Raw genomic sequence first — 15,881 nt, 5'->3', positions numbered from 1 at the left:
AATGCCGGCGGCATCGGATGACATCGCCATCCGTGCGCGCGGGCTGGGCAAACGGTTCGGTGCGCTCACTGCGGTGGACGGCATCGATCTGGATGTGCCGCGCCGGCACGTCTACGGTTTTCTCGGCCCGAACGGCTCGGGCAAGTCCACCACCATCCGCATGCTGTGTGGCCTGCTCACGCCCAGCGCGGGACAGATCGAAGTGCTGGGCCTGCGCATCCCCGAGCAGGCCGAGGCGCTGCGCAGCCGCATCGGCTACATGACCCAGAAGTTCTCGCTGTTCGATGACCTGGGCGTGCGCGAGAACCTGGAATTCCTCGCCGCCGTGCACGATCTGTCCCGGGTGCAGGCGCGGCGGCGTATCGACGAACTGCTCGTGCAATACCGCTTCCAGGACTGGCAGAAACAACTGGCCGGCAGCCTCAGTGGCGGCCAGCGGCAACGGCTGGCACTGGCGGCAGCGGTGATCCACCAGCCGGAGCTGTTGTTCCTGGATGAGCCCACCAGTGCGGTGGATCCGGAGTCGCGTCGTGACTTCTGGGAAAAACTGTTCGAACTGGCCGATGCCGGCACCACGCTGCTGGTGTCCACCCACTACATGGACGAGGCCGAGCGCTGTCACCGCCTCGCCATCCTCGACCGTGGCGCGCTGGTCGCCGATGGCACGCCGGCCGAACTGACGGCCCGTTTGGCCGGACGTACGCTGGTGGTGGAAGCGGCCGAGCCGCGGCAGGCGGCACGGGTGCTGGCGACCTGCACGGGTGTGATCAGCGTCGCGCAGATCGGCAACAGCCTGCGGGTGTTGCTGGATGCCGGCGATGCGCAGCAGGCGCTGGCCGATGCGCTGCGCGTGGCCGGCATCACGGCACGCCTGCTGCCGCAACCGGCCAATCTGGAGGATGTGTTCGTCGCCGCGACCCGGCGCCATGCCGGCGCGGACGGGGAGGGCGCATGAAGCTGCGGCGCCTGTTCGGGGTGATGCTCAAGGAGCTGCGGCAGCTGCGGCGTGACCGCATCACCCTGGCGATGATCATCGGTATTCCGGTGATGCAGTTGCTGCTGTTCGGCTATGCGATCAACACCACTCTGCGCGAGCTGTCGGCCGGGTTCGCCGATCAGGCGCGCACCTCCGCCTCGCGGATGCTGGTGCGCGATATCGTCGCCACCGGCGTGGTCGCACCCACGCTGGAAGTGCCCACGCCGCAGCAACTGGTGGATGCGATGCGACGCGGGGAAATCAGCATCGGCATCGTCATCCCGCCGGACTACGAGCGGCGCCGCGCCGAGGGCCGCGAGGCGCTGCAGATCCTGGTCGATGGCAGTGACAACGCGGTACAGAGCGCAGCCATGCAACTGGCGCGGATGCCGCTGGACAACACCGGTTACAGCCCGCTGGCGGGCAGCACGATCAGCGTGGTCGGTTTCTACAATCCGCAGCGCAGCTCGGCGGTCAACATCGTGCCGGGGCTGGTGGGGGTGATCCTGACCATGACCATGGTGCTGTTCACCGCGGTGGCGATCGTGCGTGAGCGTGAGCGCGGCAACATGGAACTGCTGATCGCCACGCCGGTGACCAGTGTCGAGCTGATGCTGGGCAAGGTCATTCCCTATGTGCTCATCGGCCTGTTGCAGACCGCGGTGGTGCTGGCGCTGGGGACGACCCTGTTCAAGGTACCGCTGGGGGGCAGCCTGCTGGATGTGTTCATCGCTGCGGGGCTGCTGATCGTGGCCAACCTGACGCTGGGGCTGCTGATCTCCACCCGCGCGCAGTCGCAGTTCCAGGCGATGCAGATGACCTTCTTCGTGTTCCTGCCGTCGATCCTGCTGTCCGGTTTCATGTTCCCGTTCGCCGGCATGCCGCGCTCGGTGCAATGGCTGGCCGAGGTGTTGCCGCTGACCCACTTCCTGCGCCTGATCCGTGGCGTGATGCTGCGCGGAGCCAGCCTGTGGGAGCTGTGGCCGGACGTGCTGGCGCTGGTGGCTTTCAGTGCGGTGATGATGACGGGCGCGGTGCTGCGTTTCCGCAAGCGGCTGGATTGAATACCCAGGCCGGACTGTGGGGTTTTCCACACCCGGTGTGGATGCGCGCGGGATGAAGCTGTGGATAGTCGCGTGCAGGGGTTGCGCTGCAAGGCTTTCCGGTCCGTGGTGGAAATTTCACCATGGCCGGGCGGTTTGTCCACCGCGGGTGTGGATGATCGCTGCACAAACGTGTGGATAAGCCGCGGCAGCCCTTGCAGCAGCGGCGTTTGCGCGGCGTGGTCAAAAAATGGTCATGAAGAAACGGCAGGACAGTCGTTTTTCACGGCGAAGCCGCCCGCAGGGTGGCGCACAGGGGTGTGCGCCATGAAAAAGCCCGCCGAAGCGGGCTTTCCATCAGGCTTGTGGTCCCGCTTACTCGACGGTGGCGATGCGACCGCGCAGCGAGTTGCTCAACGCCTCGGTGATGACCACATCGACGAACTGGCCGACCAGCCGCGCATTGCCCGGGAAGTTCACCGAACGCATGTTCTCGGTTTTGCCGGTCAGCTCGTTCGGGTCCTTGCGCGAGGGGCCTTCGACCAGCACCGACTGCACGCTGCCCACCATCGACCGCGAGATGCCGGCGGCATGCGCGTTGATGTGCGCCTGCAGGCGCGACAGCCGCGCGTGCTTTTCGGCATCGGTGATCGTGTCCTCCAGGTCGGCGGCCGGGGTGCCCGGGCGACGCGAGTACATGAAGGAGAAGCTCTGGTCGAAGCCCACGTCCTCGATCAGCTTCATGGTCTTCTCGAAGTCGGCATCGGTCTCGCCGGGGAAGCCGACGATGAAGTCCGAGCTGATCGAGATATCCGGACGCACCGCGCGCAGCTTGCGGATCTTGGCCTTGAACTCCAGCGCCGTGTAGCCACGCTTCATCGCGCTGAGGATGCGGTCGCTGCCGGCCTGCACCGGCAGGTGCAGGTAGTTGGCCAGCTTGGGCACGTCGCGGTAGGCGTCGATCAGCGAGTCGGAAAACTCCAGCGGGTGCGAGGTGGTGAAGCGGATGCGGCCGATGCCGTCGATCTCGGCCAGGGTGCGGATCAGCAGGCCGAGGTCGGCGATTTCACCGTCGCCATACGGGCCGCGGTAGGCGTTGACGTTCTGGCCGAGCAGGTTGATCTCGCGCACGCCTTGCGCGGCCAGCTGCGCGCATTCGACCAGCACGTCCTCGAACGGACGGCTGACCTCGGTGCCGCGGGTGTAGGGCACCACGCAGAACGAGCAGTACTTGGAGCAGCCTTCCATGATCGACACGAACGCCGAGGCACCTTCGGCGCGCGGTTCGGGCAGGCGGTCGAACTTCTCGATCTCCGGGAAGCTGATGTCCACCTGCGGCCGGTTCTGCTCGCGGCGGGCGCGGATCAGCTCCGGCAGGCGGTGCAGGGTCTGCGGGCCGAACACCAGGTCCACGTAGGGCGCGCGCTTGACGATGGCTTCGCCTTCCTGCGAGGCCACGCAGCCGCCGACACCGATGATGACGTCGCGCCCGTTGGCCTTGAGCTCCTTCCAGCGGCCGAGCTGGCTGAACACCTTTTCCTGTGCCTTCTCGCGGATCGAGCAGGTGTTGACCAGCACCACGTCGGCTTCCTCCGGGTTGTCGGTCAGCTCCAGGCCCTCGTGCTCGGCCAGCACGTCGGCCATCTTGGCCGAGTCGTACTCGTTCATCTGGCAACCATGGGTCTTGATGTAGAGCTTGCCGCGCGCACCGCCCGCGACTTTTTGTCGCAGGCCCGGCAGCGGAATCAGTTCGGGAGTGGTCATTTCAACAGGCGGCACGGCAGCGCCGGCCGTATTCGGCGACGGGGAGGTGGGTGTCCCGGGCATGGTGCTTATTCCAGACGGGTGGGCGGGCGGCCGGTGGCCGCGTCGAAGCTGCTCATTGTATCGGCTGGACGCGGCCGGGCGGCTGTCCGGCCGGCAAATACTTGGCAAGCCCCGGTGAAGCTGGGAGACTCCCCGCCCATGAAGGGGAGTCTGGGGATTGCCGGCGTCATTCTGGCTGCATTGACCGTTGCACCGGCCAGTGCGGGCACGCTGTACAAGTGTGTCGGCAGTGACGGCGTGGCGAACTACGTCAGCAAGCGCATTGGTGGCAGCCAGTGCAGCAGGATCGGTAGCTATCGGGCCGCGCCCGTTGCCGCCCGCAGCACGCCGGCGGCTGCACTCCCCCCTGTGCCAGCGACCAGCCCGGCATCCACGCCGGCCACGGCGAGCGCCCCGGTTGCCGGCGCTGCGGCGGCTTCCCGGCCCGCGTCCTCCCCGGCCACGGCGGGCAAGGCCCAGCGGGTGGTCAGCGGGCAGGTTTATTCCTACATGAAGGACGGGGTGCGCCATTACACCAGCAGCCGGCCACAGCAGGTCGCCAATGTCGGCCCGGTGCGCACCATCCAGTACAGCTACATCGAGCGCTGCTATGCCTGCGGGGTCAATTCGGGGATCAACTTCGGCAAGGTCCGCCTGAACACGCATGCCTACAACGCCGAGATCGCCGCTGCCGCGCGGGAGTTCGGCGTCGAAGAGGCTGTGGTGCGGGCCATCATCCATGCCGAGTCGGCATTCAACCCGACCGCGCTCAGCCGGGCCGGAGCCCAGGGGTTGATGCAGCTGATGCCGGCTACCGCCCGTCGCTTCGGCGTGAGCGATTCCTATGATGCCGGCCAGAACATCCGTGGCGGCGTCCAGTATCTGTCATGGCTGTTGCGCCGTTTCAACGGAAACCTGACACTGGCGGCGGCGGGCTACAACGCAGGCGAGGGGGCCGTCGACCGTCATGGCGGTGTTCCGCCGTACCGTGAAACCCAGCACTACGTGCAGCGTGTGGCGCAGTTGGCCGACCGCTATCGCGGGGAAATGGCGACGCGGCAATAGGGTGTGTTTTTCGTTGTATGGGGAGTGACAAATGTCATGCACTGGTGTCTGATCGCGTTGTCTCGGTATTAAGCGTTCCGTTACACTCGACTCAATATGAGACAGGGCGGGTCGACTTCGTCGGGACGCCGGCTGCCTCAGTTACTTAAATCAAAATCGGAGTGCCGAATGGCCAACGATGGGGTAAAAGATCCAGTCAACACCGGTCGTCGACGGTTTCTGACGGCGACCACCGCAGTAGTGGGTGCGGTGGGTGTTGGTTTCGCAGCGGTTCCTTTCATCAAGTCATGGAATCCCAGTGCGCGTGCCAAGCTGGCAGGCGCACCGGTGACCGCCGATATCAGCGCACTGCAGGAAGGGCAGCGGCTGATCATGGAGTGGCGTGGCCAGCCGATCTGGGTGGTCAAGCGTTCAAAGGCGATTCTGGCAGCGCTGCCGCTGCTGGATTCGCGCCTGCGCGATCCCATGTCCAAGAATCTCGACCAGCAGCCGGACTACGTGCTCAAGGCCAACCCGGAGCTGCGCTCGATCAAGCCGGAAATCTCGGTGCTGGTCGGCCTGTGCACACACCTGGGCTGCGCACCGGAAATGGCGGCCGAGATCAAGCCCGAGCCGTATGACCCGGAGTGGAAGGGTGGCTATTTCTGCCCCTGCCACAAGTCGCGTTTCGATATGGCCGGGCGTGTGTTCCAGGGCGTGCCGGCGCCGACCAACCTGGTCGTGCCGCCGCACCATTACGCCGATGACAACACCATCATCATCGGCGTCGATCCGCAAGGGGGAGCGTAATCATGGCCGACAACATCCTTGTCCGCGCCGCCAACGGGGTGATGGGCTGGGTCAATGACCGTGCACCGGCGCTGATGCCGATGTACCGGAAGCACATGACCGAGTACTACGCGCCGAAGAACTTCAACATCTGGTACATCTTCGGTGTGCTGTCGATGGTGGTGCTGGTCAACCAAATCGTCACCGGCATCTTCCTGACGATGCACTACAAGCCGAGCGCGGCCGAGGCCTTCGCTTCGGTCGAGTACATCATGCGCGACGTGGAGTGGGGCTGGCTGATCCGCTACATGCACAGCACCGGCGCCTCGCTGTTCTTCATCGTCGTCTACCTGCACATGTTCCGCGGGTTGATGTACGGCTCCTACCAGAAGCCGCGCGAACTGGTGTGGATCCTGGGCATGCTGATCTATCTGGCGCTGATGGCCGAAGCCTTCATGGGCTACGTGCTGCCGTGGGGCCAGATGTCGTTCTGGGGTGCGAAGGTCATCATCTCGCTGTTCGGTGCCATTCCGGTGATCGGCGGTGGTCTGACCGAGTGGATCATGGGCGATTACCTGCCCTCCGATGCCACGCTGAACCGCTTCTTCGCCCTGCATGTGATCGCCGTGCCGCTCGTGCTGCTGCTGCTGGTCGTGCTGCATCTGGGCGCGCTGCACGAAGTGGGTTCCAACAACCCCGATGGCGTGGAGATCAAGAAGGGCCCGAAGGGCAACCGCTGGTCGCCGACTGCACCGGCCGATGGCGTGCCGTTCCATCCGTACTACACGGTGAAGGACGCTTTCTACGTGTTCGCGATGATGATCATCGCCGCGTTCATCATCTTCTTCGTCCCGGCCCTCGGTGGCTGGTTCCTGGAACATGACAACTTCACCGAAGCCAACCGGCTGGTGACCCCCGAGCACATCAAGCCGGTGTGGTACTACACGCCGTACTACGCGATGTTGCGCGTGATCCCGGACAAGCTCGGCGGTGTGCTGGTGATGTTCGGCGCGATCGCGATCCTGCTGGTACTGCCGTGGCTGGACCGCGCCAAGGTCAAGTCCTACCGCTACCGTGGCCTGCTGTCCAAGCTGCTGCTGTTCGGCTTTGCGATCAGCTTCGTATGGCTGGGCAAGATCGGTGCCGGCCCGGGAACCGACCCGGTGGAAACCATCGTCGGCCGCTTCCTCACGGCCTACTACTTCCTCTTCTTCCTGACCATGCCAGTGTGGACCAAGCTGGATAAAACCAAGCCGGTGCCGGAACGGGTGACGACGCATGACTAAGAAATGGATTGCCTTGCTGGCAACGGCCACCGCCTCGCTTCTGCTGTCCGTCAGCGCGTTGGCTGCTTCGGGCGGGGCCTTGCAGCAGGCGGGCAATGATCTGGGTGATCAGGCCTCATTGCAGCGTGGCGCACAGGCTTACATGAACTACTGCTCGGGCTGTCATTCGCTCAAGTACCTGCGTTACTCGCGCATGGCCGAAGACCTCGGCCTGACCGAGGAGCAGGTCATGGAGAACCTGAATTTCACCGGTGCCAAGTTCGGTGAGCAGATCCAGGTTGCGATGACCCAGGAGCAGGGCGACAAGTGGTTCGGCAAAATGCCGCCGGATCTGAGCCTCATCTCGCGGGTACGTGGCGGCGACTGGATCTATACCTACCTCAAGTCCTTCTACATGGACGAAACCCGGCCGATGGGCTGGAACAACAAGCTGTTCCCCAACGTGTCCATGCCCAACCCGCTGTGGGAGCTGCAGGGTGTGCAGCATGCCGAGTACGGTGAGCCGGACGTGACCGGCGAGCGGCACCCGGAACGGCTGGTGGTGACCAGTCCCGGCCAGGTGAAGCCGCAGGAGTTCGACCAGACCGTGCGCGACATCACCAACTTCCTCGAGTACGCCGGCGAGCCGGCCGTACTCAAGCGGCAGAGCATGGGCGCATGGGTACTGCTGTTCCTGGGGCTGCTGGCGTTTTTGGCCTACCTGCTGAAGAACGAGTACTGGAAGGACGTGCATTAAGGCCGGTGGGCGTGTCCATGGACCTGGGCAGGCCGGCTGTTGAGGGCTGCGTTCGTCCACCACCCTCCCGGTTTACCGTGGCGACTGCCGGCAGTGGGCCGGCAGCGCTGTAGGGCTGGCGGATTCCAGCCGTTGGAGAGCCTTTGATGGCGGTGAGTGTACGTATGCGCAATACACTGACGTTGTTCTCTGCCAATGATGATGTGCTGTGCCATCGGGTGCGGCTGGTGCTGGCGGCCAAGGGGGTCACCTACGACCTGGTGCCGGTCGACGTGCAGAATCCTCCGGAAGATCTGATCGATCTCAATCCCTATCAGTCCGTGCCGACGCTGGTGGAGCGCGAGCTGGTGCTCTACGCCGCCTCGGTGGTCAGCGAGTATCTGGACGAGCGTTACCCGCACCCGCCGCTGATGCCGGTGGACCCGCTGTCACGAGCCCGCCTGCGGCTGGCGATGCTGCGGATCGAGCATGACTGGGTGCCGCAGGTGCAGGCGATCCAGCTGGGCAACAAGAGCCAGGCCGAAGCCGGCCGCAAGCGTTTGAAGGAACTGGTGGCGCAGTCGGTGCCGTTGTTCAAGGCGAGCAAATTTTTCCTGAATCCGGAAATGAGCCTGGCTGATTGCGCGGTTGCACCGATCATCTGGCGCCTGCAGTCGCTTGGCGTCGGACTGCCGAAGGACGGCAAGGCGATCGAGGATTACGGCAACCGTATATTCCGCAGTCCGGGTTTCATCCGCAGCCTGACCGACCAGGAAAAGAAGCTGCGCGAGCTGCCGGTCTAAGCGCCGTTTGCAGTGCCGTGATGCCGGTTCCGTAGCCGGTGGCGCGCGGTGCATCTCCGGCAAGTGCTGGCAGCCATGTTTCCCCGGCTTCCGGCTGTATGCCGACTTATTGATCGCCGCCTCCGGGCGGCGATCCCGCTTCAATGGCGCGTACACTTGCCGGATGAGTGAAGAATCTTTTCGCATGAGCAGCCACCGCCCTTATCTGCTGAGGGCGCTGGTGGAATGGATCAATGACAACGGCATGACGCCGCACCTGATGGTGGATGCAGCCGTTCCTGGCGTGCAGGTGCCGAGCAGCGCGATCAAGGAAGATCGGGTGGTGCTGAATGTCGCGGAGCGGGCGGTGATGCACCTGCATATCGACAACGAGGCGGTCAGTTTCACCGCGCGGTTTTCGGGCGTCAGTTTCCCGGTGCATGTGCCGATTCCGGCAGTGCTTGCGGTCTATGCGCGCGAGACCGGGCATGGCATGGCGCTGCCTGACGATATTCCCGGTACCGAACTGCCCCCGGGTGATGATGACAGCCCGCCACCCCGTTCGCCCGAGACGCCGCCCGCGGCGAAGAAGCCCTTCCTGAGGGTCGTCAAATAATCATTGCCGCCGCGTTGCCAGGGCGGCGGTCTGCTTTGTGCGGATGCCATCACCTGGGGCTGTGTTGCGCGCTGCAAACGCTCTGACGGGAGGCTGCAGCCACACGATGCGGTTGGGCTCAGATGTCTTCGGCTTCTTCGATTGCGGTGCGGATCCTGCTGATCTGCGCCGCCGAGGGGCCGGTGAAGGAGACCAGCTCCCGGCCCAGCAGGACCATGCGTCCGGTATGCCGTTCGATGCCGTCGTAGGAGTAATCGAAACGGAAGCTGCGCTCCAGGCCGAGCCAGCCGCTGGGCAGGCGGCGCAGTCGCAGGCCGCTGGCATGCACGCTCTGGTCCAGCCATTGCACATCGGCGGCGCGACAGGCATTGCGGCCCAGCACCATGGCGCGTTCCGCCGCCGCACGGCCGGTATCCCACAGCACAAAGCCGAGGCCGCCGATGATCATCAGGATGAGGAGAGTGGGCATGCCGACACTCTAGGGTGTCGCGCGAAAAAGCGGAACCATGGAAAGGCGGATCAATGCGTTGCTTCACCGTTGCCAACCGCGGCCTGCGGCGTTGGCGTGGATACCGGTTGCGACGTCAGCTTCAGCAGCGCGGCCCAGTCCTGGCGGTTGAAGTTGCATTCCTCCTCCCTCCCGGGCAGGCAATCCTGCGGCCCGCTCGCGGCGTCCGGCAAATGCAGTTCCATCACGCCGGTGCGATCCAGCGGCAGCCGGCGCATCAGGACCGTGTTGGCGACATTGCCGCCGATCAGGTGCAGGGTGCGGTCACCGCCCGCATTGGCGGCCACCACTATTTCGCAATGGGATTGCCAGTTGCCGGTACGGTCGTTGCCCAGTGCTTCGATCAATCCCCGGTAACTCAGCGTGCTGCTGCGGTTGCGCAGGAAGCACAGCATGTCACCGGGCGCCGGTTTCCCGGTGGCGGGATCGGTGAGCCGGTAGGGGCCGTTGGCGCCGTCCAGGTAGGCGGCGCGGATGTAGTCGATATGGCGCGGTGAACGCTTGAAGCCGGGCACGCCTGCGCGGGTCATGACCCAGGAGATGAACGCCGCCGACCAGGGATTGTCGATCAGGAATGCACGGCAGTCGCTGTCGGTGTAGCGGTTGCCCGGCGTGGCCAGGCAGCTCTGGGCGCCGGCGAGGGTGGCCATTGCACCCAGGGTGCCGCTGTCACGCCAGTAGCCGGCCACGCGCTGCCAGGCGATGACGCCCTCATCGGCCAGGCTCTGGTTCTCCGCTTCGGTCACGCCGAGGCTGGCGATGCGACCGTCGCGGTCGATGAACGGCCGGTACCAGAGCCGGTGTTCATTGCAGGTGGTACGGACGATCGCCTGCGCGGTCGCGCTCAGCCCGTAACGCGGTGGGATGTCGCAGACTTCAATGGCGATGGCACGGGTGGAACACAGTGCCAGCGCAAGACCGCATGCCAGGTGCCGATAGGTCACGTTGAGCTCCTCGTCCTTGGAGACAGCGTTGCAGAACCGGCAGTGCGCGTGCCGTGAAATCAGCCCGGCGGCGGGCCGAGCTTGAGCGACAGGTCGATCGCCTGGACATGTTTGGTCAGGCCGCCGATGGAGATGCAGTCGACCCCGTCCTCGGCAATGGAGCGCAGGACAGTCAGGTCCACGCTGCCGGAGACTTCCAGCGGAATGCGTCCTGCGGTGATACGCACGGCCTCGCGGCGCATGGCCGGACTGAAGTCGTCGATCAGGATGCGCTCGCAGCCGGCGGCCAGCGCTTCTTCCAGCTGCGGCAGGTCTTCCACTTCCACTACCAGTGGCAACGTCGGCTGTTGCACACGGGCGGCCTGCACGGCGGCGGTCAGCGAGCCGGCGGCGCGGATGTGGTTTTCCTTCAGCATCACCGTGTCGAACAGGCCGATGCGGTGGTTGTCGCCACCGCCGCAGCGCACTGCGTACTTCTGCGCCAGCCGCAGGCCGGGCAGGGTTTTGCGGGTGTCGAGGATGCGCGCCTTGGTGCCGGCCACCACTGCCACATGACGGGCGGTGACGGTCGCGGTGCCGGACAGCGTCTGCAGGAAGTTCAGCGAGGTGCGTTCGGCGCTGACCAGGCTGCGGCTGCGGCCTTCCAGCGTGGCCAGCACGGTGCCGGCTGTCACGTGATCACCTTCGAGCACGCGCCAGTGGATCCGCACGTCCGGGTCGAGTGCGCGGTGGGTCGCGTCGAACCACGGCCGGCCGGCAATCACCGCGTCCTGCTTACACAGCAGGTAGGCGATGTCTGCCGTGTCCGGCAGCAGCGCGGCGGTGACATCGCCGCTGCCGATGTCCTCGGCCAGGGCGCGGGTGACATCGGCGTCGATCTGCGCCTGCGGCGGCGTGGCCGGCGGGTGCGGCAGCATCAGGCGGCCGGGAAGTCGGCGATCTGGGCGCTGGCGATGGCTTCTTCGGCCAGCAGCACCGGGATGCCATCCTCGACCCGGAACAGCTGCTTGCGGTCACGGGTGACCAGTACTTCGCGCAGCGGCTGGGTCTGGGCGTTGCCGTCGGCGCGCGTGATGGTGCCGGCAGCGATGGCGCGGTTCAGCGCGTCCAGGCCGGCGCTTTCCAGCAGCAGCAGTGGCTGGCGGGTGTCGGGGGAAACGAGCAGGTCGAGCAGTTTGCGGTCCATCAGGTCGTGGTCTTGCGTGGAAGATGGCTAGAATACGTCTTTGCAGCAGGTGACGGCCAATGACCCCCAACCCCTCCGTGCCGCTTGTCGGCATCGTCATGGGTTCCCGTTCCGACTGGGAAACCATGCAGCACGCCTCCCAGAAGCTCGATGCGCTGGGTGTTCCCTATGAAGTGAAGGTGGTTTCGGCGCATCGCACGCCGGATGTGCTGTTCACCTATGCCGAGCAGGCGGCTGCACGCGGGCTGCGCGCGATCATCGCCGGTGCCGGTGGCGCCGCGCATCTGCCGGGCATGATCGCGGCCAAGACCGCGGTGCCGGTGCTGGGGGTGCCAGTGCAGTCCAAAGCCTTGAATGGCATGGATTCGTTGCTGTCGATCGTGCAGATGCCGGCCGGTGTCCCGGTGGCGACTTTCGCCATCGGCAATGCGGGCGCGGCCAATGCGGCGCTGTTCGCCGCGGCGATGCTGGCGCCGGAACATGCGGCGATTGGCCAGACGCTGGAAGAATTCCGCGCGCGCCAGACCGCCGATGTGATGGCGGCGGACGATCCGCGGCAATGATCACGGTCGGCATTCTTGGAGGCGGGCAGCTGGCCCGGATGATGGCGCTGGCGGCTGCGCCGCTCGGGGTCCGGGTGGCGGTGTTCGATCCGGCTGCCGATGCCTGCGCCGGACAGGTGGCGCCGTTGCAGGTCGGTGCGTTCGACGATCTGCAGGCCTTGGCCGAATTCGCTGCCAAGGTGGATGTGCTTACCTTCGATTTCGAGAACGTGCCGGCGGCCAGTGCGCGCTGGCTGGCCGAGCGCAAACCGGTGTTTCCGAATCCTGCCGCGCTGGCCGTGGCGCAGGACCGCCTGAGCGAGAAGACCCTGTTCCAGGAACTGGGAATTCCGCTGCCGCCGTTTGCCGACATCCGCAGCCGTGATGAGCTGGCCGCCAAGGTCGGCGAGTTCGGGCTGCCGTGCATCCTCAAGACCCGCCGCCTCGGCTATGACGGCAAGGGCCAGTTCCGCCTGCGCAGCGAAGCGGATATCGATGCGGCCTGGCAGGCGCTGGGTGCGCAGGTCGAAACGAGCGGTCTGATCCTGGAAGGCTTCGTCGCCTTTGACCGCGAGGTCAGCGTGGTGGCGGTGCGTGGCCGCGATGGCGAGTTCCGGGCGTGGCCGCTGACCGGCAACTGGCATGTCGATGGCGTGCTGTCGGCCAGTCTGGCCCCGGCGCAGGCCACCGCGGCGCAGTACGAAATGGCCATGAGCTACGCCCGGCGCGTCGCCGAGCGGCTGGATTATGTGGGCGTGTTCGCGCTGGAACTGTTCTGTCGCGGCGAGGAGCTGCTGGTCAATGAGATGGCACCGCGCGTGCACAACTCCGGCCATTGGACCAGTGATGGTGCCGAGACGTCGCAGTTCGAGAACCACCTCCGCGCGGTGCTGGGTCTGCCGCTGGGCGATACCCGCGTGCTCGGTCATGCCTGCATGCTGAACTGGCTGGGGCAGATGCCGGACGCGGCGGCGGTGCTGGCCGCGCCGGGCGGGCATTGGCACGACTACGGCAAGTCGCCGCGTGAAGGGCGCAAGGTCGGCCACGCCAATCTGCGCGAGGACTCGGCCGAAGCACTGGCCACCGCGCTGGAGCAGGTGGGAGCGGCGCTGGGCCGGCAGGCGCAGGTCGAGCCGGTGGTCCGCGCGCTGCGCGGTTGAGCCAGCCACGGCACCCGGCCGTAGGAGCGAGGTGAGTCGCGACAGGGCGTTACCGGGAAGGCATACCGCAGATGCCGGGCTTGCCCGGCACGGGGCTTCACCGGCAAGCCCCGCATCTACCAGTGCAGTTACCGCAACTGCGCGCCGACGAAATCCCAGTTCACCAGCTTCCAGAAGGCCTGCAGATAGCGTGCGCGGTCGTTCTGGTAATCGCTGTAATAAGCGTGCTCCCACACATCGCAGGCCAGCAGCGGCGTGCTTTCGCCGGTCAGCGGGGTGTTCGCGTTGCGGGTGCTGACCACCGCCAGCTTGCCGTCCGGGTGTTGCACCAGCCATATCCAGCCCGAACCGAACAGCGCCAGCGCAGCCCGGTTGAATTCCTCGCGCAGTTTCTCCACGCCGCCAAAGTGCCGGTTGACCCGCTCGGCCAGTACGCCGTGCGGCTCGCCGCCGGCACGCGGATGCAGGCACTGCCAGAAGAAGGCATGGTTCCAGGCTTGTGCGGCAGCCTCGAACAGGCTGCCCTGGCTGTTGCGGACGATCTGCTCCAGCGGCACCTCTGCCAGAGCGGTGCCGGCGATGCGGGTGTTGACCGCCTCTACATAGGCGCGGTGATGCTGGCCATGGTGCAGCTCCAGCGTCGAGGCTGAAATATGCGGCTGCAGGGCGGAGAGGGCGTAGGGCAGTTCTGGCAGTTCGAGGGGCATGATCCGGATCTTTTGGGTGCAAAGGTGCCGGCAGCTGACCGGCTCGGCTTACAATTGGCAGCCACGGGAAAGTCTATCCGACCGGATGGGCCGTTCTTTCGTAGCAGCTGGGAGTATTTGAATGCCGGTGATGGAGCAGATCCAGGCCGAACTGGAACAACACCCGCTCGTTCTATTCATGAAAGGGACGCCGACGTACCCGATGTGCGGCTTTTCCAGTCGTGCGGTGCAGGCGTTGATGGCGGCTGGCGCGACGCAGCTGCGCACCATCAATGTGCTGGAGTTTCCCGAGGTGCGGGCCAACCTGCCGCGCTATTCCAACTGGCCGACGTTCCCGCAGTTCTTCATGCACGGCGAGCTGATCGGCGGCTGCGACATCATCCTTGAGCTGCTGGAGTCCGGCGAGCTCAAGCGCATCGTTGCCGAGGCGGGCCAGGCGTGAGTGCACAGACATTGACAGAAGGACGCGGCGAGCTGGCAGGCCGTGTGGTGCTGGTGACCGGCGCGGCGGGCGGACTCGGCACCGTCGCGGTACAGGCCTGCGCCAGTGCCGGGGCGACCGTGGTGCTGCTGGGCCGCAAGGTGGCCAAGCTCAACCGCGTCTATGACAGCGCCGCGCAACTCGGTCCCGAGCCGCTGCTGTATCCGCTGGACCTGGAAGGTGCGACGCCCGATGACTTCGCGACCCTGGCCGAGCGGCTGGAAGCCGAGCTCGGGCAACTGGACGGGCTGTTGCACTGCGCCGCCAATTTTGCCGGGCTGTCGCCTTTCGCCCTTGGCGACCCTGCCGCATTCGCCCGGGCCATCCATGTGAACCTGACCGCGCGCGCCTGGCTGACGCAGGCCTGCCTGCCGCTGCTGCTGAAACGGCAGGATGCGGCGGTGGTGTTCACTCTGGATGATCCCAAGCGCGTGGGGCAGGCCTACTGGGGCGGCTACGGCGCCGCACAGTATGGTCAGCGCGGCCTGCTCGACAGCCTGCACCACGAATTGCGCAATGGCCCGGTGAGGGTTTGCGGGTTGCAGCCCGGGCCAATGCGCACCGCCTTGCGCGCCCGCGCCTACACCCACGAGGAAGACCTCGTCCCGGTCGACCCGGCCGCCTATGCCCATGCCTGCGTGCAGTTGCTGTCCGCCGACGGGGTGCGCTGGCGCGGGACTGTCATGGAACCGGGTGTGTGACCATCCTTTCGGCAGCCTTGCTGCTGTTCCTGATTCTGGACCCGCTGGGCAATATCCCGGTGTTCCTGAGTCTGCTGAAGCCGCTGCCGCCCCGCCGGCAGCGCATCGTGCTGGTGCGCGAGCTGCTGATCGCGCTGGTGGTGCTGATGGCCTTCCTGTGGGTCGGCAAGTACGCATTGGAATTGATGCATCTGCGCCAGGAGTCCGTCGCCATCGCCGGCGGCATCGTGCTGTTCCTGATCGGTATCCGCATGATTTTCCCGCGTCCGGAAGGACTGATGGGGGCGGTGCCGGACGGTGAGCCGTTCATCGTGCCGATGGCCATCCCGCTGATCGCCGGCCCTTCGGGCATGGCTGCGGTCATGCTGATGGGCAGCAACGAGCCCGGCCGGCTGTTGGACTGGAGTGTGGCGCTGCTGTTGGCATGGGGCGCGACCGCCGCGATCCTGATGTCCGCTACCCTGCTTTACAAGGTACTCGGGGCGCGCGCACTGACGGCGCTGGAGCGGCTGATGGGCATGCTGCTCGTCGCTCTTTCGGTGCAGATGCTGCTGGATGGTATTGCCGCCTACCTGGCGTCGCTCGGCTAACCCGT

General features: G+C 65.7%; 19 protein-coding genes. 13 read left to right on the top strand and 6 right to left on the bottom strand.

The features are described 5' to 3' along the window. Positions 1-28: 28 nt before the first annotated feature. Together ACSBPQ_RS09825 and ACSBPQ_RS09820 are read left to right on the top strand one after the other, a co-directional pair. Entirely contained in the window at positions 29-955 is a 927-nt protein-coding gene (locus ACSBPQ_RS09825; RefSeq protein WP_442684565.1) for an ABC transporter ATP-binding protein, read from the top strand. Continuing rightward, positions 952-2,040: an ABC transporter permease gene (locus tag ACSBPQ_RS09820; protein WP_442681971.1), complete on the top strand. Its 1,089-nt coding sequence runs from the start codon at positions 952-954 to the stop codon at positions 2,038-2,040. Before ACSBPQ_RS09825 ends, ACSBPQ_RS09820 begins: the two co-directional genes overlap by 4 nt. 354 nt (positions 2,041-2,394) lie before the next feature. Here ACSBPQ_RS09820 and miaB read toward each other — a convergent pair whose 3' ends face one another. Then, entirely contained in the window at positions 2,395-3,846 is a 1,452-nt protein-coding gene (gene miaB, locus ACSBPQ_RS09815) for a tRNA (N6-isopentenyl adenosine(37)-C2)-methylthiotransferase MiaB (protein WP_442681970.1), read from the bottom strand. Positions 3,847-3,984: 138 nt separating this feature from the next. Between miaB and ACSBPQ_RS09810 the strand changes: the two genes are divergently transcribed. The 6 genes from ACSBPQ_RS09810 to ACSBPQ_RS09785 all read left to right on the top strand — a co-directional run bounded on the left by ACSBPQ_RS09810 (position 3,985) and on the right by ACSBPQ_RS09785 (position 9,057). Then, positions 3,985-4,890, top strand: a complete 906-nt coding sequence (locus ACSBPQ_RS09810; protein ID WP_442681969.1) for a lytic transglycosylase domain-containing protein — start codon at positions 3,985-3,987, stop codon at positions 4,888-4,890. A gap of 168 nt (positions 4,891-5,058) precedes the next feature. Beyond that, positions 5,059-5,679: a ubiquinol-cytochrome c reductase iron-sulfur subunit gene (gene petA / locus ACSBPQ_RS09805; RefSeq protein WP_442681968.1), complete on the top strand. Its 621-nt coding sequence runs from the start codon at positions 5,059-5,061 to the stop codon at positions 5,677-5,679. A 2-nt stretch (positions 5,680-5,681) separates the two neighbouring features. Next, complete coding sequence (locus ACSBPQ_RS09800) at positions 5,682-6,944, top strand: cytochrome b (RefSeq protein WP_442681967.1); 1,263 nt, start codon at positions 5,682-5,684, stop codon at positions 6,942-6,944. Continuing rightward, a complete protein-coding gene (locus ACSBPQ_RS09795; RefSeq protein ID WP_442681966.1) occupies positions 6,937-7,680 on the top strand; it encodes a cytochrome c1 in 744 nt (247 codons plus the stop codon). Before ACSBPQ_RS09800 ends, ACSBPQ_RS09795 begins: the two co-directional genes overlap by 8 nt. Positions 7,681-7,826: 146 nt before the next feature. Then, complete coding sequence (locus tag ACSBPQ_RS09790; RefSeq protein ID WP_442681965.1) at positions 7,827-8,462, top strand: glutathione S-transferase N-terminal domain-containing protein; 636 nt, start codon at positions 7,827-7,829, stop codon at positions 8,460-8,462. 163 nt (positions 8,463-8,625) lie between these two features. After that, complete coding sequence (locus ACSBPQ_RS09785; protein WP_442684564.1) at positions 8,626-9,057, top strand: ClpXP protease specificity-enhancing factor; 432 nt, start codon at positions 8,626-8,628, stop codon at positions 9,055-9,057. 118 nt (positions 9,058-9,175) lie between these two features. Here ACSBPQ_RS09785 and ACSBPQ_RS09780 read toward each other — a convergent pair whose 3' ends face one another. The 4 genes from ACSBPQ_RS09780 to ACSBPQ_RS09765 all read right to left on the bottom strand — a co-directional run bounded on the left by ACSBPQ_RS09780 (position 9,176) and on the right by ACSBPQ_RS09765 (position 11,695). Then, positions 9,176-9,526, bottom strand: a complete 351-nt coding sequence (locus ACSBPQ_RS09780; protein ID WP_442681964.1) for a DUF3301 domain-containing protein — start codon at positions 9,524-9,526, stop codon at positions 9,176-9,178. A 50-nt stretch (positions 9,527-9,576) separates the two neighbouring features. Then, positions 9,577-10,494, bottom strand: coding sequence for a DUF2272 domain-containing protein (locus ACSBPQ_RS09775; RefSeq protein ID WP_442684563.1), 918 nt, complete (start codon positions 10,492-10,494; stop codon positions 9,577-9,579). Positions 10,495-10,568: 74 nt separating this feature from the next. Next, entirely contained in the window at positions 10,569-11,426 is an 858-nt protein-coding gene (gene nadC, locus ACSBPQ_RS09770) for a carboxylating nicotinate-nucleotide diphosphorylase (protein WP_442681963.1), read from the bottom strand. Beyond that, positions 11,426-11,695: a Trm112 family protein gene (locus ACSBPQ_RS09765; RefSeq protein ID WP_442681962.1), complete on the bottom strand. Its 270-nt coding sequence runs from the start codon at positions 11,693-11,695 to the stop codon at positions 11,426-11,428. Before ACSBPQ_RS09765 ends, nadC begins: the two co-directional genes overlap by 1 nt. Before the next feature lie 59 nt (positions 11,696-11,754). Here ACSBPQ_RS09765 and purE point away from each other — a divergent pair, with 59 nt between their 5' ends. Next, positions 11,755-12,258 (top strand): 5-(carboxyamino)imidazole ribonucleotide mutase, encoded by a 504-nt coding sequence (gene purE / locus ACSBPQ_RS09760; RefSeq protein ID WP_442681961.1) that lies wholly within the window; start codon positions 11,755-11,757, stop codon positions 12,256-12,258. Then, positions 12,255-13,397, top strand: a complete 1,143-nt coding sequence (locus ACSBPQ_RS09755; RefSeq protein ID WP_442681960.1) for a 5-(carboxyamino)imidazole ribonucleotide synthase — start codon at positions 12,255-12,257, stop codon at positions 13,395-13,397. The genes purE and ACSBPQ_RS09755 overlap by 4 nt, the downstream gene beginning before the upstream one ends. Positions 13,398-13,525: 128 nt before the next feature. Here ACSBPQ_RS09755 and ACSBPQ_RS09750 read toward each other — a convergent pair whose 3' ends face one another. Beyond that, positions 13,526-14,104, bottom strand: a complete 579-nt coding sequence (locus tag ACSBPQ_RS09750) for a superoxide dismutase (protein WP_442681959.1) — start codon at positions 14,102-14,104, stop codon at positions 13,526-13,528. A gap of 121 nt (positions 14,105-14,225) precedes the next feature. Here ACSBPQ_RS09750 and grxD point away from each other — a divergent pair, with 121 nt between their 5' ends. From grxD to ACSBPQ_RS09735, 3 genes are read left to right on the top strand one after another with little or no spacing between them, the layout of a single operon-like run. Further along, on the top strand, positions 14,226-14,546 hold the full coding sequence (grxD, locus tag ACSBPQ_RS09745; RefSeq protein WP_442681958.1) for a Grx4 family monothiol glutaredoxin: 321 nt from the start codon (positions 14,226-14,228) through the stop codon (positions 14,544-14,546). After that, complete coding sequence (locus tag ACSBPQ_RS09740) at positions 14,543-15,286, top strand: SDR family NAD(P)-dependent oxidoreductase (RefSeq protein ID WP_442681957.1); 744 nt, start codon at positions 14,543-14,545, stop codon at positions 15,284-15,286. The genes grxD and ACSBPQ_RS09740 overlap by 4 nt, the downstream gene beginning before the upstream one ends. Further along, positions 15,283-15,876 carry a YhgN family NAAT transporter gene (locus ACSBPQ_RS09735; protein ID WP_442681956.1) on the top strand — a complete coding sequence of 198 codons (594 nt, stop codon included), beginning with the start codon at positions 15,283-15,285 and terminating at the stop codon, positions 15,874-15,876. Before ACSBPQ_RS09740 ends, ACSBPQ_RS09735 begins: the two co-directional genes overlap by 4 nt. Positions 15,877-15,881: the final 5 nt, after the last annotated feature.

The sequence above is a fragment of the Stenotrophomonas sp. JC08 genome (assembly GCF_052180205.1).
In the GTDB taxonomy this organism is placed as follows: Bacteria; Pseudomonadota; Gammaproteobacteria; order Xanthomonadales; family Xanthomonadaceae; genus Stenotrophomonas.
This window is presented reverse-complemented; position numbering and strand designations above follow the sequence as displayed.